Annotated in this window: 20 protein-coding genes, 1 pseudogene and 1 riboswitch; of the genes and pseudogenes, 12 read left to right on the top strand and 9 right to left on the bottom strand. The window is 73.7% G+C overall.

The window, feature by feature from the left end:
- Window positions 1-107: 107 nt before the first annotated feature.
- The gene (locus PYR72_RS37095) at window positions 108-1,706 is read right to left on the bottom strand and encodes an ABC-F family ATP-binding cassette domain-containing protein (protein ID WP_275459357.1); all 1,599 of its coding nucleotides are present in this window, start codon (window positions 1,704-1,706) and stop codon (window positions 108-110) included.
- A 254-nt stretch (window positions 1,707-1,960) separates the two neighbouring features.
- Here PYR72_RS37095 and PYR72_RS37090 point away from each other — a divergent pair, with 254 nt between their 5' ends.
- Window positions 1,961-2,389 (top strand): VOC family protein, encoded by a 429-nt coding sequence (locus tag PYR72_RS37090; protein WP_275459356.1) that lies wholly within the window; start codon window positions 1,961-1,963, stop codon window positions 2,387-2,389.
- A 37-nt stretch (window positions 2,390-2,426) separates the two neighbouring features.
- On the opposite strand, the gene PYR72_RS37085 is transcribed toward PYR72_RS37090, so the two are convergent.
- From PYR72_RS37085 to PYR72_RS37075, 3 genes are all read right to left on the bottom strand, one after another.
- On the bottom strand, window positions 2,427-3,821 hold the full coding sequence (locus tag PYR72_RS37085; protein WP_275459355.1) for a hypothetical protein: 1,395 nt from the start codon (window positions 3,819-3,821) through the stop codon (window positions 2,427-2,429).
- 202 nt (window positions 3,822-4,023) lie between these two features.
- Entirely contained in the window at window positions 4,024-5,151 is a 1,128-nt protein-coding gene (locus PYR72_RS37080; protein WP_275459354.1) for an alpha/beta fold hydrolase, read from the bottom strand.
- A 116-nt stretch (window positions 5,152-5,267) separates the two neighbouring features.
- The gene (locus PYR72_RS37075; protein WP_275459353.1) at window positions 5,268-6,017 is read right to left on the bottom strand and encodes a class II aldolase/adducin family protein; all 750 of its coding nucleotides are present in this window, start codon (window positions 6,015-6,017) and stop codon (window positions 5,268-5,270) included.
- 308 nt (window positions 6,018-6,325) lie between these two features.
- Here PYR72_RS37075 and PYR72_RS37070 point away from each other — a divergent pair, with 308 nt between their 5' ends.
- The 7 genes from PYR72_RS37070 to PYR72_RS37040 all read left to right on the top strand — a co-directional run bounded on the left by PYR72_RS37070 (window position 6,326) and on the right by PYR72_RS37040 (window position 14,901).
- Window positions 6,326-7,576, top strand: coding sequence for an inorganic phosphate transporter (locus PYR72_RS37070; protein WP_275459352.1), 1,251 nt, complete (start codon window positions 6,326-6,328; stop codon window positions 7,574-7,576).
- Between the two features lie 31 nt (window positions 7,577-7,607).
- On the top strand, window positions 7,608-7,829 hold the full coding sequence (locus PYR72_RS37065; RefSeq protein WP_275459351.1) for a hypothetical protein: 222 nt from the start codon (window positions 7,608-7,610) through the stop codon (window positions 7,827-7,829).
- A 201-nt stretch (window positions 7,830-8,030) separates the two neighbouring features.
- A riboswitch (cobalamin riboswitch) is annotated at window positions 8,031-8,114 on the top strand.
- Between the two features lie 129 nt (window positions 8,115-8,243).
- Complete coding sequence (locus PYR72_RS37060; RefSeq protein WP_275459350.1) at window positions 8,244-9,203, top strand: cobalamin biosynthesis protein; 960 nt, start codon at window positions 8,244-8,246, stop codon at window positions 9,201-9,203.
- A complete protein-coding gene (locus tag PYR72_RS37055; RefSeq protein WP_275459349.1) occupies window positions 9,200-10,717 on the top strand; it encodes a cobyric acid synthase in 1,518 nt (505 codons plus the stop codon). Before PYR72_RS37060 ends, PYR72_RS37055 begins: the two co-directional genes overlap by 4 nt.
- 163 nt (window positions 10,718-10,880) lie before the next feature.
- Entirely contained in the window at window positions 10,881-12,929 is a 2,049-nt protein-coding gene (locus tag PYR72_RS37050) for a putative cobaltochelatase (RefSeq protein ID WP_275459348.1), read from the top strand.
- The gene (gene cobO, locus PYR72_RS37045) at window positions 12,930-13,529 is read left to right on the top strand and encodes a cob(I)yrinic acid a,c-diamide adenosyltransferase (protein WP_275459347.1); all 600 of its coding nucleotides are present in this window, start codon (window positions 12,930-12,932) and stop codon (window positions 13,527-13,529) included.
- Between the two features lie 4 nt (window positions 13,530-13,533).
- Window positions 13,534-14,901 carry a cobyrinate a,c-diamide synthase gene (locus PYR72_RS37040; protein WP_275459346.1) on the top strand — a complete coding sequence of 456 codons (1,368 nt, stop codon included), beginning with the start codon at window positions 13,534-13,536 and terminating at the stop codon, window positions 14,899-14,901.
- A gap of 44 nt (window positions 14,902-14,945) precedes the next feature.
- On the opposite strand, the gene PYR72_RS37035 is transcribed toward PYR72_RS37040, so the two are convergent.
- Window positions 14,946-15,674, bottom strand: a complete 729-nt coding sequence (locus tag PYR72_RS37035; RefSeq protein WP_275459345.1) for a ZIP family metal transporter — start codon at window positions 15,672-15,674, stop codon at window positions 14,946-14,948.
- Between the two features lie 130 nt (window positions 15,675-15,804).
- Between PYR72_RS37035 and PYR72_RS37030 the strand changes: the two are divergent.
- The 3 genes and pseudogenes from PYR72_RS37030 to cobC form a co-directional block, all read left to right on the top strand.
- Window positions 15,805-16,170: pseudogene (locus PYR72_RS37030) on the top strand (cobalamin biosynthesis protein); the annotation flags it as partial.
- Window positions 16,171-16,316: 146 nt separating this feature from the next.
- A complete protein-coding gene (locus tag PYR72_RS37025; RefSeq protein WP_275459344.1) occupies window positions 16,317-17,258 on the top strand; it encodes a sirohydrochlorin chelatase in 942 nt (313 codons plus the stop codon).
- Window positions 17,248-18,345 (top strand): Rv2231c family pyridoxal phosphate-dependent protein CobC, encoded by a 1,098-nt coding sequence (gene cobC / locus PYR72_RS37020; protein ID WP_275459343.1) that lies wholly within the window; start codon window positions 17,248-17,250, stop codon window positions 18,343-18,345. The genes PYR72_RS37025 and cobC overlap by 11 nt, the downstream gene beginning before the upstream one ends.
- 28 nt (window positions 18,346-18,373) lie before the next feature.
- Here the strand turns inward: cobC and PYR72_RS37015 are convergent, their stop codons facing one another.
- The 4 genes from PYR72_RS37015 to PYR72_RS37000 form a co-directional block, all read right to left on the bottom strand.
- Window positions 18,374-19,465 (bottom strand): amidohydrolase family protein, encoded by a 1,092-nt coding sequence (locus PYR72_RS37015; RefSeq protein WP_275459342.1) that lies wholly within the window; start codon window positions 19,463-19,465, stop codon window positions 18,374-18,376.
- Window positions 19,466-19,529: 64 nt separating this feature from the next.
- Window positions 19,530-20,318 carry an amino acid ABC transporter ATP-binding protein gene (locus tag PYR72_RS37010; protein ID WP_275459341.1) on the bottom strand — a complete coding sequence of 263 codons (789 nt, stop codon included), beginning with the start codon at window positions 20,316-20,318 and terminating at the stop codon, window positions 19,530-19,532.
- Complete coding sequence (locus PYR72_RS37005) at window positions 20,315-21,148, bottom strand: amino acid ABC transporter permease (RefSeq protein ID WP_275460623.1); 834 nt, start codon at window positions 21,146-21,148, stop codon at window positions 20,315-20,317. Before PYR72_RS37005 ends, PYR72_RS37010 begins: the two co-directional genes overlap by 4 nt.
- A 2-nt stretch (window positions 21,149-21,150) precedes the next feature.
- Complete coding sequence (locus PYR72_RS37000) at window positions 21,151-22,002, bottom strand: transporter substrate-binding domain-containing protein (RefSeq protein WP_275459340.1); 852 nt, start codon at window positions 22,000-22,002, stop codon at window positions 21,151-21,153.
- A 174-nt stretch (window positions 22,003-22,176) separates the two neighbouring features.
- On the opposite strand from PYR72_RS37000, the gene PYR72_RS36995 reads away from it, so the two are divergent.
- Window positions 22,177-23,277 (top strand): aminotransferase class V-fold PLP-dependent enzyme, encoded by a 1,101-nt coding sequence (locus tag PYR72_RS36995; RefSeq protein WP_275459339.1) that lies wholly within the window; start codon window positions 22,177-22,179, stop codon window positions 23,275-23,277.
- Window positions 23,278-23,515: the final 238 nt, after the last annotated feature.

Here is a 23,515-nt window from a genome sequence, read left to right as displayed (position 1 = left end):
ACCCCGGTACGAGGAGATCTCACACAGATGGTGGATCACGGATGGGCCGAATGATCCAGAGGCAGTTGATCAACCCCGACCGCCGGCCCATCCGATCGGCTGTTCGCTCAGGCGAGCGCCACGAGATCCGCGTAGTCCGCGCCCCACAGGTCCTCGACGCCGTCCGGCAGCAGGATGATCCGCTCCGGCTGGAGCGCCTCGACGGCTCCCTCGTCGTGGGTGACGAGCACGACCGCGCCCTTGTAGGTGCGCAGCGCGCCGAGGATCTCCTCGCGGCTGGCGGGGTCGAGGTTGTTCGTCGGCTCGTCGAGCAGGAGGACGTTCGCGGAGGACACCACCAGGGTGGCGAGCGCGAGACGGGTCTTCTCGCCGCCGGAGAGGACTCCGGCGGGCTTGTCGACGTCGTCGCCGGAGAACAGGAACGAGCCGAGCGTCTTGCGGATCTCGACCAGGTCCAGGTCCGGGGAGGCGGAGCGCATGTTCTCCAGGACCGTGCGCTCGGGGTCGAGGGTCTCGTGCTCCTGGGCGTAGTACCCCAGCTTGAGGCCGTGGCCCTCGATCACCTGGCCGGTGTCGGGCTTCTCGACCCCGCCGAGCAGGCGCAGGAGGGTGGTCTTGCCCGCGCCGTTGAGGCCGAGGATGACGACCCGGGAGCCCTTGTCGATGGCCAGGTCGACGTCGGTGAAGATCTCCAGCGAGCCGTACGACTTCGACAGGCCCTCGGCCATGAGCGGGGTCTTGCCGCAGGGGGCGGGCTCGGGGAAGCGCAGCTTGGCGACCTTGTCGGAGACCCGGACCGCGTCGAGGCCCGCGAGGAGCCGGTCGGCGCGCTTGGCCATGTTCTGCGCGGCGACCGTCTTGGTGGCCTTGGCGCGCATCTTGTCGGCCTGCGAGTGCAGCGCGGCGGCCTTCTTCTCGGCGTTCTGCCGCTCGCGCTTGCGGCGCTTCTCGTCGGCCTCGCGCTGCTGCTGGTAGAGCTTCCAGCCCATGTTGTAGACGTCGATCTCGGCGCGGTTGGCGTCCAGGTAGAACACCTTGTTGACGACCGTCTCGACCAGGTCGACGTCGTGGGAGATCACGATGAAGCCGCCGCGGTAGGTCTTCAGGTAGTCCCGCAGCCAGACGATCGAGTCGGCGTCGAGGTGGTTCGTCGGCTCGTCGAGGAGCAGGGTGTCCGCGTCGGAGAACAGGATCCGGGCCAGCTCGATCCGGCGGCGCTGGCCACCGGAGAGGGTGTGCAGCGGCTGGCCGAGCACCCGGTCGGGCAGGTTGAGCGCGGCGGCGATGGTGGCGGCCTCGGCCTCGGCGGCGTACCCGCCCTTGGTGAGGAACTCCGTCTCCTGGCGCTCGTACTGCTTGAGCGCCTTCTCCCGGGTCGCGCCCTGGCCGTTGGCGATCCGCTGCTCGTTCTCGCGCATCTTGCGGATCAGTACGTCGAGGCCGCGCGCGGAGAGGATGCGGTCGCGGGCGAGGACGTCGAGGTCGCCGGTGCGGGGGTCCTGCGGGAGGTAGCCGACCTCGCCGGAGCGGGTGATGGTGCCGCCGGCCGGGATGCCCTCGCCGGCCAGGCACTTGGTGAGGGTGGTCTTGCCGGCGCCGTTGCGGCCCACCAGACCGATGCGGTCGCCCTTGGCGATGCGGAAGGTGGCGGACTCGATGAGGACGCGGGCACCGGCGCGCAGCTCGACGGCGGAGGCGGAGATCACGGACAGACTCCAGGGCGGATCGGGGGTGGCGGGTGGGCGGCTGAGGACGTTCCCGCCGTCTAATGCGCGAGGAGAATGGCCATGGGCCGATTCTAACTGGGGGCGGCAAGCGGTTTTCCGCCCGTGTGACAAGGGATCACGTGGTCTCGGTCACCGGCGCACCGGGTCCCGCCGCGGCCCGTCCGCCGCCCGGGCGTTGTCGGTGGCCGGTGCGAAACTGGGCAGCGGGTCGTATTCCGGACGACGGAGAGGTCGTGATCGGTATGGCGGGCAGGAGCACGGAACGTCCGAGCATCTATCCGACGCTGCTGTACGCGGACGCCAGGGCCGCCATCAGACAGCTCACGGAGGCGCTGGGCTTCACCGAACTGTCGGTCTACGAGGGCGAGGACGGCGTGGTGCAGCACGCCGAGCTGACGCAGGGCAACGGCGCGGTGATGATCGGCTCCAAGGGCAGCGGCAGCGTCTTCGACGGTGCGATGAAGGGCGCGGGGCCCGCCGGGGTGTACATCGTCGTGTCCGCCGACGAGCTGGACGCCCACCACCGGCGGGCCGTGGAGCACGGCGTGGAGATCCTGACGCCCCCGACGGACCAGGAGTACGGCTCGCGGGACTACATGGCCCGGGACGCCGAGGGCAATGTGTGGAGCTTCGGCACGTACGCCCCCGAGACGGGAGGCTGAGGCGCCCTCCCGCCTCTCCCCCGCGCCTCTGGCCCGGTCAGCTGCCTCCGGTGTGCACCTGGAAGGCGGCGCGCCGGACGGCCTTGGCGAGGGCCGGGTCGGGGTGGGCGGCGGCGAGGGCGACCAGCACCTGGACGGTGCGGGGGTGGCCGACCGCGCGGACCTCGGCCAGCAGCGCGGGGACCGTGGGCTGGACCGCGGACTCCAGGTGCCGGACGAGGAGCGGGGCCTCGCCGTGGTCGGCGACGGCGGCGGCGGTGTCCACCCAGAGCCAGGTGGACTCCTCGCGGGTGAGGACCTCGTGGGCGTCCTCGGGGTCGGCGCCGTCGTGCTCGGCGAGCCAGAGCAGGGCGTAGGGGCGCAGCGGGGTCTCGTCGGCGACCGTGCGGACGTCGGGCTCGGCGGGGGCGCCGACGACCCGCAGGGCCTCGAAGGCGAGGCCCCGGATGAGGGCGTCCTCGCCGCGCGCGGCGGCGATCAGTTCGGTGACGGCGCCGCCCACGGGGCGGGCGGCGAGCCAGGCGCGGTACTCGGCGCGGGCCGCGTTCGGACGGAGCTGGGCGCAGCCTCTGAGCATGTCCTCGGCGGAGACCTCGATGTTCCCGGCGGGGCTCTGCGCGGCGACGCAGATCTGCTCCAGCTTGACCCAGACCGCCCAGCTGCCGAGCGGGGTGAGGGTGGCCTGGGCGTCGCCGTAGGTGAGGGCGCCCACGGAGGCGAGGGCGCGCAGGGACCAGTCGAGGAGCGGGGCGAGGGGGGTGTCCTCGGCGGGCTCGGGGCTCGGCTCCGGCTGGGGCCCGTAGGGGACCTCGCAGCGTTCGGTGCGCAGTTCGGTGACCCGCTGTTCCAGGAGGTCCAGGAGCTGCTCGACGGGGACGGGCCCGGCGGAGAGCTGGAGGAAGGAGAGCACCTGGGGCATGGCCGACACGACCTCGGCGACCGCCGCGGGCTCGCGGTCCTCGGGCTCGGGGTAGGCGATGGACCAGGCGTCGAAGAACGCGACCCAGCCGCGCAGCACGGCGCTGTCGTCGCGGTGCCAGGCGCGCAGTCGCCAGCCGGGGCGCGCGCTGTCACCGTGCACCTCGACGAGGCCGGCCAGCCGTGCCGTGTCCCAGTCGTGGCGGACCTGATCCGGGGTCAGCCCCAGGTCGGCGGCGGCCCGTTCCGCGGTCGCGGCGGAGAGGGTGCCCTTGCCGTCGGGGTTGGCGCCCTCGCGGCCGGGGCGCAGGGCGGTGTCGGCCCAGTGGGCGACGCGGGCCGCGTCCGCCAGGACGGCGCGGGCCATGCGGGCGAGCTCCGCGGGCGGTGGTGTGCCCTCCGGGGGCCGGGGGGCCGGTCGGCGGCGCTGGGTCACTGCTGCTCGGGGAGCGGCGGCCAGGGTTCGCGGGCCGACGAGGCGGAGCCTGGAGTCGCGCGGGTTACGGGACGTCACGGGGGCAGTCTTCCGGTTGACGGTCCGAAAACCCAAACGGAATGTCACAGCGGGCGACAGGGGTGGCCAACGCACCGGGTCTTCACGGGCTCCCCGGGGGTCGGTGCGGACGGGGATCGCGTCGGCGCGGCGCTAAGCGGAATGTGGCGTACCTCTCTGTCGCGACCGGGTCCCGGCGGGTTTCCCGGGGGCTCGCGGCCGCCTAGCCGAGCGGGGTGAGGAAGCGGCGGAGGCTCTCCTCGTACGCCTTCGGGTCGGCGTTCCACATGGCGCCGTGCGGGGCCTGGCGGACCGTGCGCAGGGTGACCCGGTCGGGGCGCAGGGCGGCGAGGCGGCGGGAGGGGGCCCAGGGGGCGACGGTGTCGTCGGGGCCGTGGAAGAGCAGGGTCGGCACCCGGAGGTCCGACGGCGCGGCGTCGTGGCCGGCGGGGGCGGCGCGCAGTCCTGTGCGCCCCTGGGCGGCGCGCACCGCGAGGGGCAGCAGGGCGCCGGGTGTGCGGCGGGCGGCGGCGAGGGCCCGCAGGGTGGCGGTCCAGTCGAGGACCGGTGAGTCCAGGACCAGTCCGGCGACGCGGCCGCGCAGCGCGGAGTGCGTGGCGGCGCGCAGGGCCATGGTGGCTCCGGTGGACCAGCCGTACAGGACGACCCGCCCGGCGCCGTTGCGCACGGCGTACCTGAGGGCGGCGTCCACGTCGCGCCACTCGGTCTCGCCGAGGTGGTTCAGGCCGTCCGGGGAGCGGGGGGCGCCCGGGTCGCCCCGGTAGGCCGGGGCGAGGACCGGGAAGTGGTGGCGGTGCAGGGACTCCATGACGTTCAGGGTGTGCTCGCGGGTGGCGCCGAGCCCGTGCACGGCGATCACCCAGGTGTCCCGGGCCGCGGGCACCAACCAGGCGGGCAGGGTGCCGAGTTCGCCGGGGATCTCGACGTCGTCGTGGTCGAGGCCGAGCGCGGTGCGGGGGTCGCCGACGTGGAGGCCGGGGGTGAGCCACACCTTGTCGCCGGGCTCCAGGGTGCCGCGGCTGACGCGCTCCAGGCGGCGGACGACCGCGTCCGGGGCGTGCGGGGCGCCGTTCAGCACCCCGCCGACGACCGCGTGGGAGCCGTTGCCGGTGAGGCCGTAGGTACCGGGCCGCCGGGAGGCGAAGGCCCGGGTCAGGGCGATGCGGCCGGCCGCGGTGGAGTGCACGGTCAGCCGGGGTTCGGTGGGCAGGGGTGCGCCCGGCGGCGCCTTCAGCGCGACGTCGCTCGCCAGCCGGCCCGCGGCGACACTGGCCGCTCCGGCGGCGAACGCGACCCCGAGGGCCGATGCTGCCGCTCTCACTCCACGCACGGCTCCAGTGTCCCGGCGGACCGCGCCGGGGGCCAGTGGGCGTACGCCCGGGGGTGACCGGGACAGGCGGCCGGGGCGGGACCGCCGGGACGGCTCCGTCGTCCGGGGGCCGGTGGTCAGCCCGGCTGTCCGTAGCCCTTCAGGCGCTCGCCCGTCTCGGCCAGTTGTCCGGGGGTGAGCAGGTGCGGGGTGAGGTGGGGGACGGAGGACGCCTTCAGCCAGACCTGGCACATCCATTCGAGCTGGGTCGTGCGGTCGTAGGCCGCGTCGAGACTGTCGCCGAAGGCGATCGTGCCGTGGTTCTGGAGGAGGCAGGCGGTGCGGCCCCGCAGGGCGCGGAGCATGTTCTCGGCCAGCTCCGGGGTGCCGTAGGTCGCGTAGGGGGCGACCCGGACGGGACCGCCGAGCGCCGCGGACATGTAGTGGATCAGCGGCAGCTCGTCCACGAGGGTGGAGACGGCCGTCGCGTGCACGGCGTGGGTGTGGACGACGGCGCGGGCCCCGGCCGTGGTGTGGATCGCCAGGTGCATGGGAAGTTCGCTGGTGGGACGGAGCGTGCCGAGGACCTGCCGGCCGGTGAGGTCGACGCCCGTGACGTCGTCCGGCGTCAGGCGGTCGTACGGCACTCCGGTCGGTGTCACCAGGAGGGTGTCGCCCACGCGCACGGACACGTTGCCGGAGGTGCCGACGACCAGACCGTCGGCCACCGTCCGCCGGGCGGTGGCGACGAGTTCGCCCCACGCCCGCGCCACCTCGTCCGGCACCTCCCGCCGTCCCGCGCCCCGCGCGTCCCGCGCGGCCTCGTCCGTCTCGTCCGCCTCGTTCACGCCCCGCTCGTCCCGGATGTCGCGCCGCTGCTCAGCCATGCCGCGATCCTGCCAGGAGCGGTCGCCCCGATGGCCAGAACTTTACCCACAGCCGTGCGTGCCGACCGTACGCAGTCCATCGAGGACAGGGGGTGAGCAGAGGGGTGCGCGAGACCCCCGGACCTGGGCATTCCGCCTGCGTTCGAACGCCGGGCCACCGCCCCGCCGGGCCCGGTTCCCGCACGCGCGCACAAGCGGAGGGGCCACCCCTCATTCACTACACCCGCGCGCCCGCCCCAGTTCATCTTCCGTTCACCCAGGTTGCCTACGGTCCTCGTGCCAATGACGTCCGAAAGAAGCCCGGGTAAATGGAAAACTTCTCGCTGATCCTCGCGATCGTGGTCATCACCGCGCTTGCGTTCGATTTTACGAACGGTTTCCACGACACCGCCAACGCGATGGCCACCACCATCTCGACAGGCGCGATGAAGCCCAAGGTCGCGGTGGCCATGTCCGCCGTGCTCAACCTTGTCGGCGCGTTCCTTTCCATCGAGGTCGCCAACACCATCTCCAAGGGGCTCGTCGACGAGTCCGGCATACAGCCAGAGGTCATCTTCGCGGCGCTCGTGGGCGCCATCCTCTGGAACCTGTTGACCTGGCTGGTCGGACTCCCCTCCAGCTCCTCGCACGCCCTGATGGGCGGCCTCATCGGTGCCACGATCGCCTCGGTGGGCGTGGGCGCGGTGCACGGGGACGTGCTCGTCACCAAGGTGCTGATCCCGGCCGTCGCCGCCCCGCTGGTCGCCGGCGTCGCGGCGATGCTCGCCACCCGGCTGACGTACAAGCTCGGCAAGCACACCGACGAGAAGGCGAGCGGCAAGGGGTACCGCGCCGGCCAGATCGCCTCGGCGGGTCTGGTCTCGCTGGCCCACGGCACGAACGACGCCCAGAAGACGATGGGCATCATCACGCTGGCCCTGGTGGCCGGTGGCACCCTGGCGCCCGACTCCGACCCGCCGGTGTGGGTCATCGTCTCCGCCGGTACGGCCATCGCGCTCGGCACCTACCTGGGCGGCTGGCGCATCATCCGCACGATGGGCAAGGGCCTGACCGACCTCCAGCCGCAGCAGGGCTTCGCCGCCCAGACCAGCGCGGCCACGGTCATCCTCGCCTCCTCGCACCTCGGTTTCTCGCTCTCCACCACGCACTCGGTCTCGGGTGCGGTGATGGGCGCGGGTCTGGGCCGCAAGGGCGGTGTGGTCCGCTGGTCCACCGCGACCCGGATGTTCGTCGCCTGGGGTCTGACCCTGCCGGCGGCGGCGCTGGTCGCCGCGCTGGCCGAGTGGGTCACGTCCTTCGGCACCTGGGGCACGGCCGTCGTCGCGGTCTTCCTCGTCGCCTCCAGCGCGGCGATCTGGCTGGTCTCCCGCCGCGAGGTGATCGACCACACCAACGTGAACGACACCGAGGAACCGCCCGGGGTGGTGACGACGGCGATGGCCGCCGTGACCCCGCCGCCGGTCGGCACCGTGACCGAGGACCTGACGGCGACCATCCCGGCCCCCGCCGCCGAGACCGCCGCACCGGCGGGCTCGTCCACGCCGACGCCCGCCGTCTGAGCCCCACGACTCCCTGAGGAAGATCACCACCATGCACATCGACTGGGCAGCTCTCGGCTCCGTCTTCGGAGTCAGTCTCGTGGTCACCGTGGCCCTCGTCGGCCTGTTCACCCTCGGCATCGTCGGCCTCTCCAAGCGGGAGGAGGCGTCGGCCCGGGGCGACTCGGTGGCGCTGGCCACCACGGGCGCGTACGCGTGCTTCGCGCTGTGCGCGGCGGCGGTGGCGTACGGCATCTCCCTGATCATGGCCTGATCAGCCGCCGGTCCGGCCCCTGGGACCGGACCGAACGAGCAGCCCCCGTGCGCGTCCCTCGACGCTCACGGGGGTTCTTCGTGCCCGTGGACGTGATGTCGGCGGTGTGGGGCTGAGCACACCCTTGCGCCGCAGGTCAACGGCAAGTTGACGGGTCTTCCGGGGGCGTGGTGGACTGCCGGGGCCATGTACGACGGCAGGAGAGGAAGCCGGTGCGAGTCCGGCGCGGTCCCGCCACTGTCACCGGGGAGCGGCTGTCGAACGCCTCCCGGGAGCCAGGAACTCTCGCCGTCGGTCTCGTCGAACCAGGGCGTGGACACCCTGAGTGAGGACATAACGCCATGCGCGTCCTGTACGGCTGCCCCCCGGGGATCGGCGTCCGGCCCCCGACCGACCCCGTGAACGGCTGAACGGGTGCGTGCCGATCGCGTCTTCGCGTACGGCGCCGCCGCCGGGCTCCTCGGTGATCTGCTGCTCGGCGACCCGCGCCGGGGGCATCCGGTCGCCGCGTTCGGCCGGGCCGCCGGGGCCGTGGAGCGGGTGCTGTGGCGGGACCACCGGGGATGGGGCGCGCTGCACACCGCGGTGTGCGCGGGCGGCGCCGTCGCCCTGGGGGCCGTCGCCTCGGCCGCCGTGCGGCCGTCGCGGGCCGCTTCCGTCGGGCTGACCGCCGCCGCCACCTGGGCCGTCGTCGGGGGCACCTCGCTCGGGCGGGAGGCCCGGGCGATCGGGCGGTCCCTCGACGCGGGTGATGTCGAGGGCGCGCGGGCGCGGTTGCCCCATCTGTGCGGGCGGGATCCCCAGGCGCTGGACGCGGACGGGATCGCGCGGGCCGTCGTGGAGTCCGTCGCCGAGAACACCTCCGACGCGGTGGTGGGGGCGCTCGTGTGGGGCGCCGCCGGCGGGGTGCCGGGGCTGCTGGGGTTCCGGGCCGTCAACACCCTGGACGCCATGGTCGGGCACCGCTCGGAGCGGTACCGGCGCTACGGCTGGGCCTCCGCGCGGCTGGACGACGTCGTGGGATGGCCGGGTGCCCGGCTGACGGCCGTGCTGGCCGCGGCCTGCGGCGGGGACGCCCGGGGCGCCGTACGGGCCTGGCGGGCGGACGCGGGGAAGCATCCGAGTCCCAACGCGGGGCCGGTGGAGGCGTCGTTCGCGGGGGCGCTCGGAGTGCGGCTGGGGGGCACGTTGTCGTACGGGGGGCGGGTCGAGCACCGCCCTGTGCTGAACGGGAGGGGACGCGCCGTCGCCGTGGCGGACATCGAGCGGGCCGTCCGGCTGTCCCGGCGGGTGAGTTGGCTCGCGCTGGGTGTCGGCGCGGGTGCGGCGGCGCTGCGCGGAAGGATCGCGAGCCGGTGGAGGAGTCAGGGATGAGTGGCGGGTTGCTGGTCGCCGGGACCACCTCCGATGCCGGCAAGAGCGTGGTGACCGCCGGGATCTGCCGGTGGCTCGTGCGGCAGGGCGTCAGGGTCGCGCCCTTCAAGGCGCAGAACATGTCGCTCAACTCCTTCGTGACGAAGGAGGGCGCCGAGATCGGCCGGGCGCAGGCCATGCAGGCGCAGGCCTGCCGGGTGGAGCCCACCGCGCTCATGAACCCGGTGCTGCTCAAGCCCGGGGGCGAGCGCAGCAGTCAGGTCGTGCTGCTGGGGAAACCCGTGGGCGAGATGAGCGCGCGCGGCTATCACGGCGGGCGGCAACAGCGGCTGCTCGGCACCGTGCTGGACTGCCTCGCCGAGTTGCGGGGCACGTATGACGCGGTGATCTGTGAGGGGGCCGGCTCCCCCGCCGAGATCAATCTCCGGCGGACCGACATCGTCAACATGGGGATCGCCCGGAACGCCGGGCTCCCCGTGCTCGTCGTGGGCGACATCGACCGCGGCGGGGTCTTCGCGTCCTTCTTCGGGACCGTGGCGCTGCTCTCCCCCGAGGACCAGGCCCTCGTCGCCGGGTTCCTCGTCAACAAGTTCCGGGGCGACGTCTCGCTGCTGGAGCCCGGGCTCGACATGCTGCACGGGCTCACCGGGCGGCGGACGTACGGGGTGCTGCCGTTCCGGCACGGGCTCGGGATCGACGAGGAGGACGGGCTGCGCGTCTCGCTGCGCGGGACGGTCCGGGAGTCGAACGTGGCGCCGCCCGTCGGGGAGGACGTGCTGCGGGTCGCCGTGTGCGCGGTGCCGCTGATGTCCAACTTCACCGACGTGGACGCGCTCGCCGCCGAACCCGGTGTCGTGGTGCGGTTCGTGGACCGGGCCGAGGAACTGGCCGACGCCGACCTCGTCGTCGTGCCGGGGACCCGGGGGACGGTGCGGGCGCTGGAGTGGCTGCGGGAGCGCGGGCTCGCCGACGCCCTCGTACGCCGGGCGGCCGAGGGGCGGCCGGTGCTCGGGATCTGCGGCGGCTTCCAGGTGCTCGGGGAGCGCATCGAGGACGACGTCGAGAGCCGGCGCGGGCGGGTGGAGGGGCTGGGAGTCCTTCCGGTCCGGGTGCGGTTCGCCGAGGACAAGACCCTCACCCGCCCGGCCGGCGAGGCTCTCGGGGAGCGGGTCGAGGGGTACGAGATCCATCACGGGGTCGCCGAGGTCCTGGGCGGGGAACCCTTCCTGGACGGATGCCGGGTCGGCCAGACCTGGGGCACGCACTGGCACGGGTCGCTGGAGTCGGACGGGTTCCGGCGGGCGTTTCTGCGCGAGGTGGCGGCGGCCTCGGGGCGCCGGTTCGTCCCGGCCCCCGACACGTCGTTCGCGGCGCTGCGCGAGGAGCAGCTGGACCGGCTCGGCGATCTGATCGAGGAGCACGCGGACACGGACGCGCTGTGGCGGCTCATCGAGTCGGGGGCGCCGACGGGGTTGCCGTTCGTACCGCCGGGGGCGCCGGGGGTGCAGGGATGAGGGCGCCGGGTCGTCCCCGCCAGGAGAGGGAACGTCGTCGGCCGGCCGGTGGGGCTTCTCGCGCAGTTCCCCGCGCCCCTGAACAGCAGGGGCTACGCCCCGTGCTGTTCGTCCCGCCGGTCCGCACTCGTCTCATTCATTCACCCCTAGGAGGGACCACCGCGTGAGCACGCACTTCCCCTTCACCGCCGTCGTCGGGCAGGGCGACCTGCAGCTCGCCCTGCTGCTCAATGCCATCTCGCCGCGCATCGGCGGCGTGCTCGTGCGCGGCGAGAAGGGCACCGCCAAGAGCACCGCCGTGCGGGCGCTCGCGGCGCTGCTGCCGCCGGTGGAGGTCGTCGTCGGGTGCCGGTTCTCCTGCGACCCCGTGGAGCCGGACCCGGCGTGCCCGGACGGACCGCACGAGCCGGCGTTCGAGACCCGGCCCTCCCGCATGGTCGAACTGCCCGTCGGCGCCTCCGAGGACCGGCTCGTCGGCGCCCTCGACATCGAGCGGGCCCTGTCGGAGGGCGTGAAGGCGTTCGAGCCCGGCCTGCTGGCGGACGCGCACCGGGGCATCCTCTACGTCGACGAGGTCAACCTGCTCCACGACCACCTCGTCGACCTGCTGCTCGACGCGGCCGCGATGGGCGCCTCGTACGTGGAGCGCGAGGGCGTCTCCGTACGGCATGCCGCGCGGTTCCTGCTCGTCGGGACAATGAACCCCGAGGAGGGCGAGCTGCGGCCGCAGTTGCTCGACCGGTTCGGGCTGACCGTGGAGGTCGCGGCCTCGCGGGAGCCGGACCAGCGGGTGGAGGTCGTACGGCGGCGGCTCGCCTACGACGACGATCCGGCGGGTTTCGCGTCCCGTTGGGCCGCCGAGGAGGCCGAGGTACGGCAACGGGTCGTCGCCGCACGGGAGTTGCTGCCGTCCGTGGTGCTGGGCGACGGGGTGCTGCGGCAGATCGCGGCGACCTGCGCGGCCTTCGAGGTGGACGGGATGCGCGCCGACATCGTGATGGCCCGTACGGCGACCGCGCTGGCCGCCTGGGCCGGGCGGACCGAGGTGCTCGCGGAGGATGTGCGGCAGGCGGCGCTGCTGGCGCTGCCGCACCGGCGGCGGCGGAACCCGTTCGACGCGCCGGGACTCGACGAGGACAAGCTCGACGAGACGCTGGAGGAGTTCGCGGAGCCGCCCCACGACCCGCGCGACCCGCAGGACCCCCAGGACCCGCAGGGCGACGATCCTGACCCCGGGCCCGACGGCCCCGGTGGCGGTGGCGGGCAGCCCCCCGCCCCCGAGCCGGAGGGGCCGCAGGGCGGCGACGGCGGCGCCCGGCCCGAGTCCGGCGAGGGTGTGCCGGCGCAGGCTCCGGCCGCCGGGGAGCAGTCCGCCGTACGGGCCGCCGAGCCGTTCCGGACGAAGGTGCTCAGTGTGCCGGGGCTCGGGGAGGGTGCCGCCGGGCGGCGCTCGCGGGCCAGGACCGAGCACGGGCGCACCACCGGGGCGCGCAGGCCGCGTGGCACGCTGACCAAGCTGCATCTGGCGGCGACCGTGCAGGCCGCCGCTCCGCATCAGCGGACGCGCGGACGCTCCGGGCCGGGCCTGGTGGTCCGGCGCGACGATCTGCGGCAGGCGACCCGGGAGGGACGCGAGGGCAACCTCGTGCTGTTCGTGGTCGACGCCTCCGGGTCGATGGCGGCCCGACAGCGGATGAGCGCCGTGAAGGGCGCGGTGCTGTCGCTGCTCCTCGACGCCTACCAGCGGCGGGACAAGGTGGGTCTGGTGACCTTCCGGGGGGCGTCCGCCGAGGTGGCGCTGCCGCCGACCTCGTCCGTGGACGCGGCGGCGGCCCGGCTGGAGTCGCTGCCGACGGGCGGGCGGACACCGCTCGCGGCCGGGCTGCTGAAGGCGCACGACGTGCTGCGGGTGGAGCGGCTGCGCGACCCCGCGCGCCGGCCGCTGGTCGTGGTGGTGACCGACGGCCGGGCGACCGGCGGACCCGAGCCCGTCGCGCTCGCCGGGCGGGCGGCACGGCTGTTCGCGGCCGAGGGCACCGCGTCCGTGGTCGTCGACTGCGAGTCGGGCCATGTCCGGCTGGGGCTCGCCGGGCGGCTGGCCGGTGAACTGGGCGGTACGGCGGTGACGTTGGACGAGCTGCGGGCGGACTCCATCGCCGGGCTGGTACGGGATGTGCAGGGAACGCAGAGGACTTCAGGGAGGGCCGCGTAGATGCCACAGGGACAGCCGAGTGTCGTACCGGACGACGGACTGACGACGCGTCAGCGGCGCAACCGTCCGCTGGTGTTCGTGCACACCGGGATCGGGAAGGGCAAGTCCACCGCCGCGTTCGGGCTCGCGCTGCGCGCCTGGAACCAGGGGTGGCCGATCGGGGTGTTCCAGTTCGTCAAGTCGGCGAAGTGGAAGGTCGGCGAGGAGAACGCGCTGCGCGTGCTCGGGGCGTCCGGCGAGGGCGGGTCCGTGGACTGGCACAAGATGGGCGAGGGCTGGTCGTGGGTGCAGCGCGACGGTCAGATGGACAACGAGGAGAAGGCCCGCGAGGGCTGGGAGCAGGTCAAGCGGGACCTCGCGGCCGAGACGTACAAGCTGTACGTGCTGGACGAGTTCGCGTACCCGCTGCACTGGGGGTGGATCGACACCGACGAGGTCGTCGACGTGCTGCGCGACCGGCCCGGGACCCAGCATGTGGTGATCACCGGGCGGAACGCGCCGGAGAAGCTGGTGGACTTCGCGGACCTCGTGACCGACATGTCGAAGGTCAAGCACCCCATGGACGCGGGCCAGAAGGGCCAGCGGGGCATCGAGTGGTGACATCGTGACGTCTCACTCCTCCGTGGCCTCCGTCCCCCGGCTGGTGATCGCCGCGCCGTCCTCGCGCAGCGGCAAGACCACCGTGGCGACGGGGCTGATGGCCGCGCTCACCGAGCGGGGACTCGCCGTGTCCCCGCACAAGGTGGGGCCGGACTACATCGACCCCGGGTACCACGCGCTCGCGAGCGGGCGGGTGGGCCGCAACCTCGACGCGTACCTGTGCGGACCGGACCTGGTCGCGCCGCTGTTCGCGCACGGGGCCCGCGGGTGCGACATCGCCGTCGTCGAGGGCGTGATGGGGATGTACGACGGGGCCTCGGGGCAGGGGGAACTGGCCTCCACCGCGCATGTGGCGAAGCTGCTGCGGGCGCCGGTCGTGCTGGTCGTGGACGCGTCCTCGCAGTCGCGGTCGGTGGCGGCACTGGTGCACGGGTTCGCCTCCTGGGACCCCGGGGTGCGGATCGGGGGCGTGATCCTCAACAAGGTCGCCTCCGACCGGCACGAGGAGCTGCTGCGGGACGCCCTGGAGTCGACCGGGGTGCCGGTGCTGGGGGTGCTGCGGCGGGCGCCCCAGGTGGACACGCCGTCCCGGCATCTGGGGCTGGTGCCGGTCGCCGAACGGCAGGCCGCGGCGGTGGAGGCGGTCGCGGCGATGGCCGCACAGGTACGGGCGGGGTGCGACCTGGACGCGCTGGTCGCGCTCGCCCGGAGCGCCGGGGCGCTGTCGGGTCCGGCGTGGGAGCCGCCCGTCGTCGCACCCGTGGGCGGGCGGCAGGTGGTCGCCGTGGCCGGCGGGCCCGCGTTCACGTTCTCCTACGCGGAGCACGCCGAGCTGCTGACCGCCGCCGGCGCCGAGGTCGTCGTCTTCGATCCCCTGCGCGACGAGCGACTGCCGGAGGGCACGAGCGGGCTGGTGATCGGGGGCGGGTTCCCCGAGATGTACGCGGCCGAGCTGTCCGCCAACGAGCCGCTGCGCAAGGCGGTCGCCGAGCTGGCGTTCGGCGGGGCTCCGGTGGCCGCCGAGTGCGCCGGTCTGCTGTATCTGTGCCGGGAGCTGGACGGGCGGCCCATGTGCGGGGTGCTCGACGCGACGGCCCGCATGGACGAGCGGCTGACGCTCGGCTACCGGGACGCCGTGGCCGTCGGCGACAGCGTGCTCGCGCCCGCCGGGACCCGGATGCGCGCCCACGAGTTCCACCGGACGGTCGTGGAGCCGGGCGCGGGGCCGGCGCCCGCCTGGGGCGTACGGACGCCCGGGCCGCGGGTCGAGGGGTTCGTCCAGGGCGGGGTGCACGCGAGCTATCTGCACACCCACTGGGCGGCCGAACCCGGGGTCGCCGCGCGGTTCGTGGAGAGATGCCGGACGTCGTGAACACCCGCCCGGACGGCGGCGCGCACGGTCCGGCGTCCCGCCCCTCACTCCGCCACGCCCACCACCAGCCAGATGAAGGCCGCCCCGGCGATGGTGCACAGCAGGGTGGAGCGGGCGGGGTGGGCGTGGTGGGCCTCGGGCAGGATCTCGGCGGCGGCGAGATAGAGCAGCGCGCCCCCGAAGAACCCGAGGTAGCAGCCGAGGGGCCCCTCCGGGATCGTGAACAGCAGGGTGGACGCGGCCCCCAGTACCGGGGCCACGGCGTCGGCGAACAGCATCGCGAGCGCCCGGCGACGGGCGTTGCCGTACAGGCTGGTGAGCGTGTAGGTGTTGAAGCCGTCCGCGAAGTCGTGGGCGATGACCGCGAGCGCGACCGCGACGCCCATGCCCTCCCCGACCTGGAAGGCGGCGCCGATCGCGACGCCGTCCATGGCGCTGTGCCCGACCATCGCGGCCGCGGCCGTCAGACCCACCTGGGGCGAACGGCCGTCGTGCTCCTCGGCGCCGTGCGCGGCCTGGCGTGCGGCCAGCAGACGCTCCACGAGGTGGGCCAGCAGGAAACCGGCGACGAACAGCAGCAGCGCGGCCGGTACGCCGAAGACCTCGTCACCGGCGGCCTCCAGGGCCTCGGGGAGCAGGTCGAGGCCGACCACGCCGAGCATCAGGCCGCCGGCCAGGCCCAGCACCAGATGACGGCGGTCCGTCACCCGTTGTGCCGTCCAGCCGCCGACCAGCGTCATCAGGAACGCGCCGAGTGCCACGAAGACCGCCATGCGTCCTTGCTACCGGATCGGCGGGGTCTGCCGGCCGCGGCACCCCGTACGAGGCGGGAGCGGCCCGCGCGGCGGGGTCTCCTTCGCTCCCCCGCGGGGTGCGGCCGTGGGTGAGCACGCGCCCGGCCCCGTCGTCGTGGGGGTGGGTGCCTCCCGGGGCGTGCCGGTGGCGGAGGTCGTCGGCCTGATCGAGGACGTGCTGCGGGAGGCCGGCCTGCCGGCCGGGGCGGTCGCCGCCCTCGCCACGGTGGACGCCAAGGCCGGCGAACCCGGCCTCGTCCGCGCCGCCGCACGGCTCGGCGTGCCCCTGGTGACGTACTCGGCGCGGGAGTTGGCCGCGGTCGAGGTGCCGCACCCCTCCGAGCTGCCCCTGGCCGCGCTGGGCACCCCGTCCGTCGCGGAGGCCGCCGCGCTCGTGGGCGGCGGCGAACTCCTCGTACCCAAGCGGAAGTCGGCCCCGGCGGACGGCCGGCCGGCGAGGGTCACCTGTGCCGTCGCCTCGGCCGGGGCGGGCGCTCCGGGGACCCCTGGTTGCGTCGGACCCGCCACCGGTCGGCATGATGATCATCACGCACGGGGCACCTCCGCTCCCGTCGCGGCACCACCGTCACCCCCACCGCCGTCCGCATCCGAGGAGACATCGTGACCACCCCGCCGCCCGCCCTGCTCGTCGCCGGTGATGATCCCCGGGGCGAGGCCGGGGCCGAGGCGTTCCGCGGCTTACTGCGCGAACTGGGGCGCCGTCACCCCGGGTTGCCCGTCGGAGGCGGCTTCGCCGGCACGTCCCGGCCGTCGCTGGGCACGAGCGTGGACGAGCTGGTGGAACGGGGGGTACGGCGGTTCGCCGTGGTCCCGCTGACCTCGGAGCGCACCGCGCGGGCCGGCCGGGACACGGCGGCGGCGCTGGATCTCGCCCGGGAGCGGCACCCGGGGACCGCGTTCACGTACGGCAGGCCGCCGGGCCCGCACCCGGCCCTGCTGGACCTCCTGGAGCGGCGGGCGGAGGAGGCGCTGGCGTCGGCCGCGCCCCGGACGCCGGGCGACCGGGCCGGGATGACCGTGCTCCTCGTGGGGCACGGTTCCACCGACGCCGGCGCCAACGCCGAGGTGTCCCGGGCGGCCCGGCTGTTGTGGGAGGGGCGCGGATACGCGGGCGTGGAGACGGCGTTCGTGTCGCTGGCGGCGCCGGACGTGCCCGGCGGCCTCGACCGGTGCGTGCGGCTGGGCGCGCGGCGCGTCGTCGTGCTGCCGTACGTCCCGCTCGCCGGCGAACCGGCGGACCGGGCACGGATGCAGGCCGAGGGCTGGGCTGCCGCTCACCCGGAGATCGAGGTACGGTCGGCCGATGTCATCGGACCCGAGCCGGACCTGCTCGACCTGGTCGTGAAGCGGTACCGGGAGGCGCTGGAGGGCGACCCGCACATGAACCGCGCACCCGGCGAACCCTCCGTCCACGACGCCGTCCCGTCCGGCGCCGGGGGCACCACCGGGCTGCCGCGGCAGCCGCGCGTCCAGCCGGACGAGGACGGGCACCACCGCCACGATCATCACCCTCGGGGACACACGAACTCCCATGCACACTGAATCCGGCACCGAGAACGGACACGCCCCCCGGCACACGGGGCACGACCTTCGGCATCACGGCGACGCCGAGGTGCGGGACGACGGCGCGCGACTCGTCGACCTCGCCGTGAACGTCCGGGCCGGCACCCCGCCCGCCTGGCTGCGGGAGCGGATAGCCGGGTCGCTGACCGGGCTCGCCGCCTACCCCGACGGCCGGGCGGCCCGCGAGGCGGTGGCGGCCCGGCACGGGCTGCCGGCGGACCGGGTGCTGCTCACGGCGGGTGCCGCCGAGGCGTTCGTGCTGCTCGCCCGCGCCCTGCGGGTCCGCCGCCCGGTGGTCGTACACCCGCAGTTCACGGAGCCGGAGGCCGCGCTGCGGGACGCCGGGCACACCGTGGGCCGGGTGCTGCTGCGGGCGTCGGACGGCTTCCGGCTGGACCCGGCGGACGTGCCCGGGGACGCGGACCTCGTCGTCATCGGCAACCCGACGAACCCGACGTCGGTGCTGCACCCGGCGGAAACCGTCGCCCGACTGGCCCGGCCGGGGCGGACGTTGGTGGTCGACGAGGCGTTCATGGACGCGGTGCCCGGGGAGCGTGAGGCGCTCGCCGGGCGGACGGACGTGCCCGGCCTCGTCGTCCTGCGCAGCCTCACCAAGACCTGGGGCCTGGCCGGCCTGCGGATCGGCTATGTCCTCGCCGACCCCGGCACGATCGACGAGCTGCAGCGCGCCCAGCCCCTGTGGCCGGTCTCGACGCCCGCCCTCGCGGCGGCCGAGGCGTGCGTGTCGGACCGGGCGCTCGCGGAGGCCGCCGACGCGGCCGCCCGGATCACCGCGGACCGGGACCATCTGGTCGCCGGGCTCCGGGAGTTCGCCCCCGACGGGCTCGTCGTGGCCGAGCCCGCCGAGGGCCCCTTCGTACTGATCCGGCTGCCCCGCGCCACCGCCGTACGACGGCATCTGCGCAGCCTCGGCTACGCGGTCCGGCGCGGCGACACCTTCCCGGGGCTGGACGAGGAGTGGCTGCGCCTGGCGGTCCGGGACCGGGTCACGGTCAACGGTTTCCTCCAGGCGCTGGACCGGGCGATGACCCTGGCGGACCGCTGAGAAGCGCGAGGCTCCACCCGAGGGGGCCCTAGCCGACGACCCGTCCGTTCAGGACCACCCTCGACGGGGCCGCCAGCACGCGCACGTCCGCGCGGGGGTCCTCCGCGTAGACCACCAGGTCGGCGGGGGCGCCCTCGGTGAGGCCGGGGCGGGACAGCCAGGCGCGGGCGGCCCAGGAGGTGGCCGAGAGCGCCTCGACGGGCGGGATCCCGGCGGTGACCAGTTCCGCGACCTCGGCGGCGACCAGGCCGTGGGCGAGGGAGCCGCCGGCGTCGGTGCCGACGTAGACGGGGATGCCGGCGTCGTAGGCGTCGCGGACGGTGTCGTAGCGGCGCTCGTGCAGGCGGCGCATATGGGCGGACCAGCGGGGGAACTTGGCCTCGCCGCCGTCGGCCATGGACGGGAACGTGGCGATGTTGACGAGGGTGGGGACGATCGCGACCCCGCGGGCGGCGAAGAGCGGGATCAGGTCCGGGGTCAGCCCCGTCGCGTGCTCGACGCAGTCGATGCCCGCCTCGACGAGATCCCGCAGGGAGTCCTCCGCGAAGCAGTGGGCGGTGACCCGGGCGCCGAGCACGTGCGCCTCGGCGATGGCCGCCTCGACGGCCTCCCGGGGCCAGCACGGGGCCAGGTCGCCGACGCCCCGGTCGATCCAGTCCCCCACCAGCTTGACCCAGCCGTCCCCGCGCCGGGCCTCCTGGGCGACGTACGCGACGAGTTCGTCCGGTTCGATCTCGTGGGCGAAGTTGCGGATGTAGCGACGGGTGCGGGCGATGTGGCGGCCGGCCCGGATGATCTTCGGGAGGTCGTCGCGGTCGTCGATCCAGCGGGTGTCGGAGGGGGAGCCCGCGTCGCGGATCAGCAGGGTGCCGGCCTCGCGGTCGGTCAGCGCCTGCTTCTCGGCGACGTCCTCGGGGACCGGGCCGTGGGGGCCGAGGCCGACATGGCAGTGGGCGTCGACCAGACCGGGGAGGGCCCAGCCCTCGACGGTACGGATGTCGCCCGCGACGAGGGGACGGTCGTAGGAGACACGGCCGTCGATGACCCAGAGTTCGTCGCGGACGTCGTCCGGGCCCACGAGGATCCGGCCTTTCACGTGCAGCACCGGCAGATCGTTCATGCCACGCACGATAGTTCTTCGGGTGCGGGTCCGTCGTAGCTGGTCGCGCAGTTCCCCGCGCCCCTCAGGCGTCCTCCTCCTCCACGTTCGCCATCGCCGGGTCCAGCAGGCGGGAGAGGAAGTGGCGGGTGCGCTCGTGCCGCGGGCTGCCGATGACCTGGTCCGGGGTGCCGTCCTCGACGACGACCCCGCCATCCATGAAGACCACCCGGTCGGCGACCTCCCTCGCGAACGTCATCTCGTGCGTCACGACCATCATGGTCATGCCCTCCTGGGCGAGCATGCGCATCACGGCCAGGACGTCCCCCACCAGCTCCGGGTCCAGGGCCGACGTCGGCTCGTCGAAGAGCATCACCTCGGGGCCCATCGACAGCGAACGGGCGATGGCGACCCGCTGCTGCTGGCCGCCGGAGAGGGAGGCCGGATAGGCGTCCGCCTTCTCGGACAGGCCCACGCGCTCCAGGTTCTCGGCGGCCACCTTCGCCGCCTCGGCCTTGCCGCGTCCGAGGACCCGGCGCTGGGGCAGCGTGAGGTTCTCGGTCACCGTGAGGTGCGGGAAGAGGTTGAACTGCTGGAAGACCATGCCGATGCGGCGGCGTACGGCGTCGATGTCGACGTCGGGGTCGGTGAGTTCGGTACCGCCGACGAAGACCTGGCCCCTGGTGGGTTCCTCCAGCAGGTTCACGCACCTGAGCAGCGTCGACTTGCCCGATCCCGACGGGCCGATCACGCAGACGACCTCGCCGCGGGCGATCTCCAGGTCGATGCCCTGGAGAACCTCGTTGTCGCCGAACGACTTGTGCAGACCGCGGACCTGGATCTCGGGGCCGCCCCGAAGCGACGTCTCGCTCATTTCACGGCCTCCTGGGCCTTCGCCTCCATACGGCGCACGACGAAGCCGAGCGGGATGGTCACCAGCAGGTAGCACAGGCCGGCGACCAGGATCGGCGTGGAGTTGGCGGTGGTGCTGGCGAGGTCCCGTCCGTACTTGGACAGTTCGCGCTCCTCCAGCGTGACACCGAGGAACAGCACGAGCGAGGAGTCCTTGAACAGCAGCACCAGTTCGTTGGTGAGCGGCGGCAGGATGATCCGGAACGCCTGCGGAACGATGATCGAGACCATCGCGCGCGCGGGTGAGAAGCCCAGCGAACGGGCCGCCTCCAGCTGCCCCTTGGGGACCGCCTGGATGCCCGCGCGGATCGTCTCCGCCATGTACGCGGCGGCCACCAGACCGAGTGCGAGGGCCACCTTGCCGTAGGTGCCGCCGGGGATCTCCGTGCCGGGGAAGGCCAGGGGCACGGCGACACCGATGAAGATGAAGATCAGCAGGGCGGGCAGGCCCCGGAAGATCTCGATGTAGACACCAGCGAACCAGCGGTACGGGCCCACCGACGACAGCCGCATCAGCGCGATGACCATGCCGAGGACGAGTCCGAACACGAAGCCGGACAGGGTGTAGAGCACGGTGTTCTTGAGCGCCAGCGTGATGACGTCGGGGAACATCTGCTCGGCGATGTCCCACTGGGCGAACTGGTTCTTCAGCCGGGCCCAGTCCGCCGACACCGCGAAGGCGATGACGGCGGCCACGAAGACGGCGTACTGCGCGCCCCGGGACAGGGCGCGCCTGCGGCTCCGGCTGAGGCCCTTGCGCTTCGGCTGGAGGGGTGTGTCGGGGTCGGTCACGCTCATGAGGCGGACGGGGCGGCGGAGGCGGCGCTCTCGTCGTACGGGCCGATCCACTGCTCGTACAGCTTCTTGTAGGTGCCGTCGGACTTCGCTTCCGCCAGCGCCTTGTTGATGGCGGCGACGAGCTTGGTGTTGCCCTTCCTGACCGTGAAACCGTACTGCTCACCGGTGTTGAGCTGCTCGGCGACCGTGAAGGCGGCGGCGTTGGCCTTGTCCTTCAGCCAGCCCTGGACGACCGGGTAGTCGATGATCACGGCGTCGACCTGCCGGGTGCGCAGGCCGTTGAGGACGGCGTCGGAGGACTCGAAGGAGACGGAGTCGATGCCCTTGCTCTTGGCGTAGTCCTCGCCGGTGGTCTGCGCCTGGGTGCCGACCTTCTTGCCCTTGAGGTCCGCGAAGGAGGAGATGCCGGCCTTCTTGTCGGCGAGGACGGCCTGGGTGGCCTCGAAGTACGGGTCGGAGAAGTCGACGTTCTTCTTGCGCTCGTCGGTGATCGTCATACCGGCCGCGGCGAGGTCGCACTCGCCGGAGTTGAGGAAGGCGCCCGTCTTGAAGTTCTCGAAGGGGGTGTCGAGGATCTCCTGCTTCACTCCCAGGTCCTTGGCGACGAGGTCGATCAGGGAGACGTCGAAGCCCTGCACCTTGCCGTCGATCTCCGACTGGAACGGCGGGTACGGCAGGTGGGTGCAGGTCGTGAGCTGACCGGCCTTCACCAGTTCGACCCCGCCGGCCGCGGTCTTGGTGCCGCTGCTGCCGCCGTCGTCCGAGCCACAGCCGGCCACGAGCAGCAGACCGGCCGCGGCGGTGGTGGCGGCCAGGATGCGGGTCCGGCGTCCGAGGACCGAGTTCACGGGGAGACCTCCTGTGGGGGGACTTGAGACAACCGATTATAAGGAGATGTTTGACTATCCCAAACCAATCCGATGGTCATCGAGCTGCTTGACCTCGGATGTCGCCGGTGAGGGGCGCGAGGGCGCCGTCGGTACCCTCGACACCATCTACCCCATCGGTGAAGAGAGCACCCCGTGACACACCCGTTTCTGGATCTGGCCCCGCTGAGCGCGGCGCACTTCGCGTCGATCGAGGACCGGGTGGCCCGGCTGCTCTCCACCGCCCAGGACGTCGTGATCACCCAGGGCGAGGCGCTGCTGCCGCTGGAGGGGGCGATCCGCGGGGCCGCCGGGCCCGGCACGACCGCGCTGAACGTGATCACCGGCCCTTACGGGCAGACCTTCGGGAACTGGCTGCGGGACTGCGGGGCGACCGTGATCGACCTGGCGGTGCCCTTCCACACGGCGGTGACGGCCGCGCAGATCCGGGACGCGTTCGCCGAGCACCCGGCGATCGACTTCGTGTCGCTGGTCCACGCGGAGGCGGCGACCGGCAACACCAACCCCGTGGCGGAGATCGGCGAGGCCGTCCGCGAGCACGGCGCCCTCTTCTCTCTGGACGCGGTGGCTTCCGTCGGCGCCGAGCCGGTGCTGCCGGACGCGTGGGGCGTCGACCTGTGCGTGATCGGGGCACAGAAGGCCATGGGCGGGCCCGCCGGGGTGTCGGCGATCTCCGTGAGCGAGCGGGCGTGGGCGCGGATGGCGGCCAACCCGCGGGCACCGCGCCGCTCGTACCTCTCCCTGCTGGACTGGAAGGAGCGCTGGATCGACGGCGGCCGCCGCGCCCTCCTGCACGCGCCGGCCCAGCTGGAGATGCTGGCGCTGGAGGCGTGTCTGGAACGCATCGAGAAGGAGGGGCTCGACGCGGTGACGGCCCGGCACGCGTCGGCCGCCGCGGCGACCCGCGCGGGGGTGCTCGCACTGGGCGGGGGCCTGGAGCCGTACGTCCACGAGGCGGCCGACGCGGCGCCGGTCGCCACGACCCTGCGGACGCCCGCCGGGGTCGACGCCGCGGAGCTGGTGGCCGGGGCACTGGCCGTGGACCCCGCCCTGCCGCTGGCCGCGGGCGGCGGCGCCCTGGCCTCGGAGATGATCCGGGTGAACCACTACGGCCCCGACGCGACCCCGGAGACCGTGGACGCGTGTCTCGCGGCGCTGGGAACGGCACTGGCCGGGCGCGGAGGGACGGCCGATCCGGAGGCGGCCCGTCGCGCGGCGGCGGAGGTCTGGGCGTAGGCGTAGGCGTAGGCGTAGGCGTAGGCGTAGGCGCTAAGAAACACCCGCCGAAGCAATTCACCCCACCATTCGCGCGCCATAGAATCCATGAATTCAGCGGGTAGGGTCCCGTATTCTTCTGCCCGCTGATCCCTTCCCTAAACGCAAAGATTTCGCGAACGCGACGGGGCGCAATTCGAGCAGATCCTGTGAGGGTCGCACACGTGTGACCGACTCCACAACGCGCCCTTTTCATCCG

It is taken from the genome of Streptomyces sp. VNUA24 (genome assembly GCF_029167005.1).
Lineage (GTDB): Bacteria > Actinomycetota > Actinomycetes > Streptomycetales > Streptomycetaceae > Streptomyces > Streptomyces scabiei.
The sequence above is the reverse complement of the archived record's forward strand: the minus strand, read 5'-3'. Positions and strand labels throughout refer to the sequence as shown.

Bases quoted from the DNA above. Each gene is read 5' to 3' on its own strand.
- PYR72_RS37075 (WP_275459353.1), bottom strand. From the start codon at position 6,017: ATGGCTGAGCAGCGGCGCGACATCCGGGACGAGCGGGGCGTGAACGAG.
- PYR72_RS37010 (WP_275459341.1), bottom strand. From the start codon at position 20,318: ATGAGCGAGACGTCGCTTCGGGGCGGCCCCGAGATCCAGGTCCGCGGT.
- cobC (WP_275459343.1), top strand. From the start codon at position 17,248: ATGCACACTGAATCCGGCACCGAGAACGGACACGCCCCCCGGCACACG.
- PYR72_RS37065 (WP_275459351.1), top strand. From the start codon at position 7,608: ATGCACATCGACTGGGCAGCTCTCGGCTCCGTCTTCGGAGTCAGTCTC.
- PYR72_RS37035 (WP_275459345.1), bottom strand. From the start codon at position 15,674: ATGGCGGTCTTCGTGGCACTCGGCGCGTTCCTGATGACGCTGGTCGGC.
- cobO (WP_275459347.1), top strand. From the start codon at position 12,930: ATGCCACAGGGACAGCCGAGTGTCGTACCGGACGACGGACTGACGACG.
- PYR72_RS37055 (WP_275459349.1), top strand. From the start codon at position 9,200: ATGAGTGGCGGGTTGCTGGTCGCCGGGACCACCTCCGATGCCGGCAAG.
- PYR72_RS37070 (WP_275459352.1), top strand. From the start codon at position 6,326: ATGGAAAACTTCTCGCTGATCCTCGCGATCGTGGTCATCACCGCGCTT.
- PYR72_RS37015 (WP_275459342.1), bottom strand. From the start codon at position 19,465: ATGAACGATCTGCCGGTGCTGCACGTGAAAGGCCGGATCCTCGTGGGC.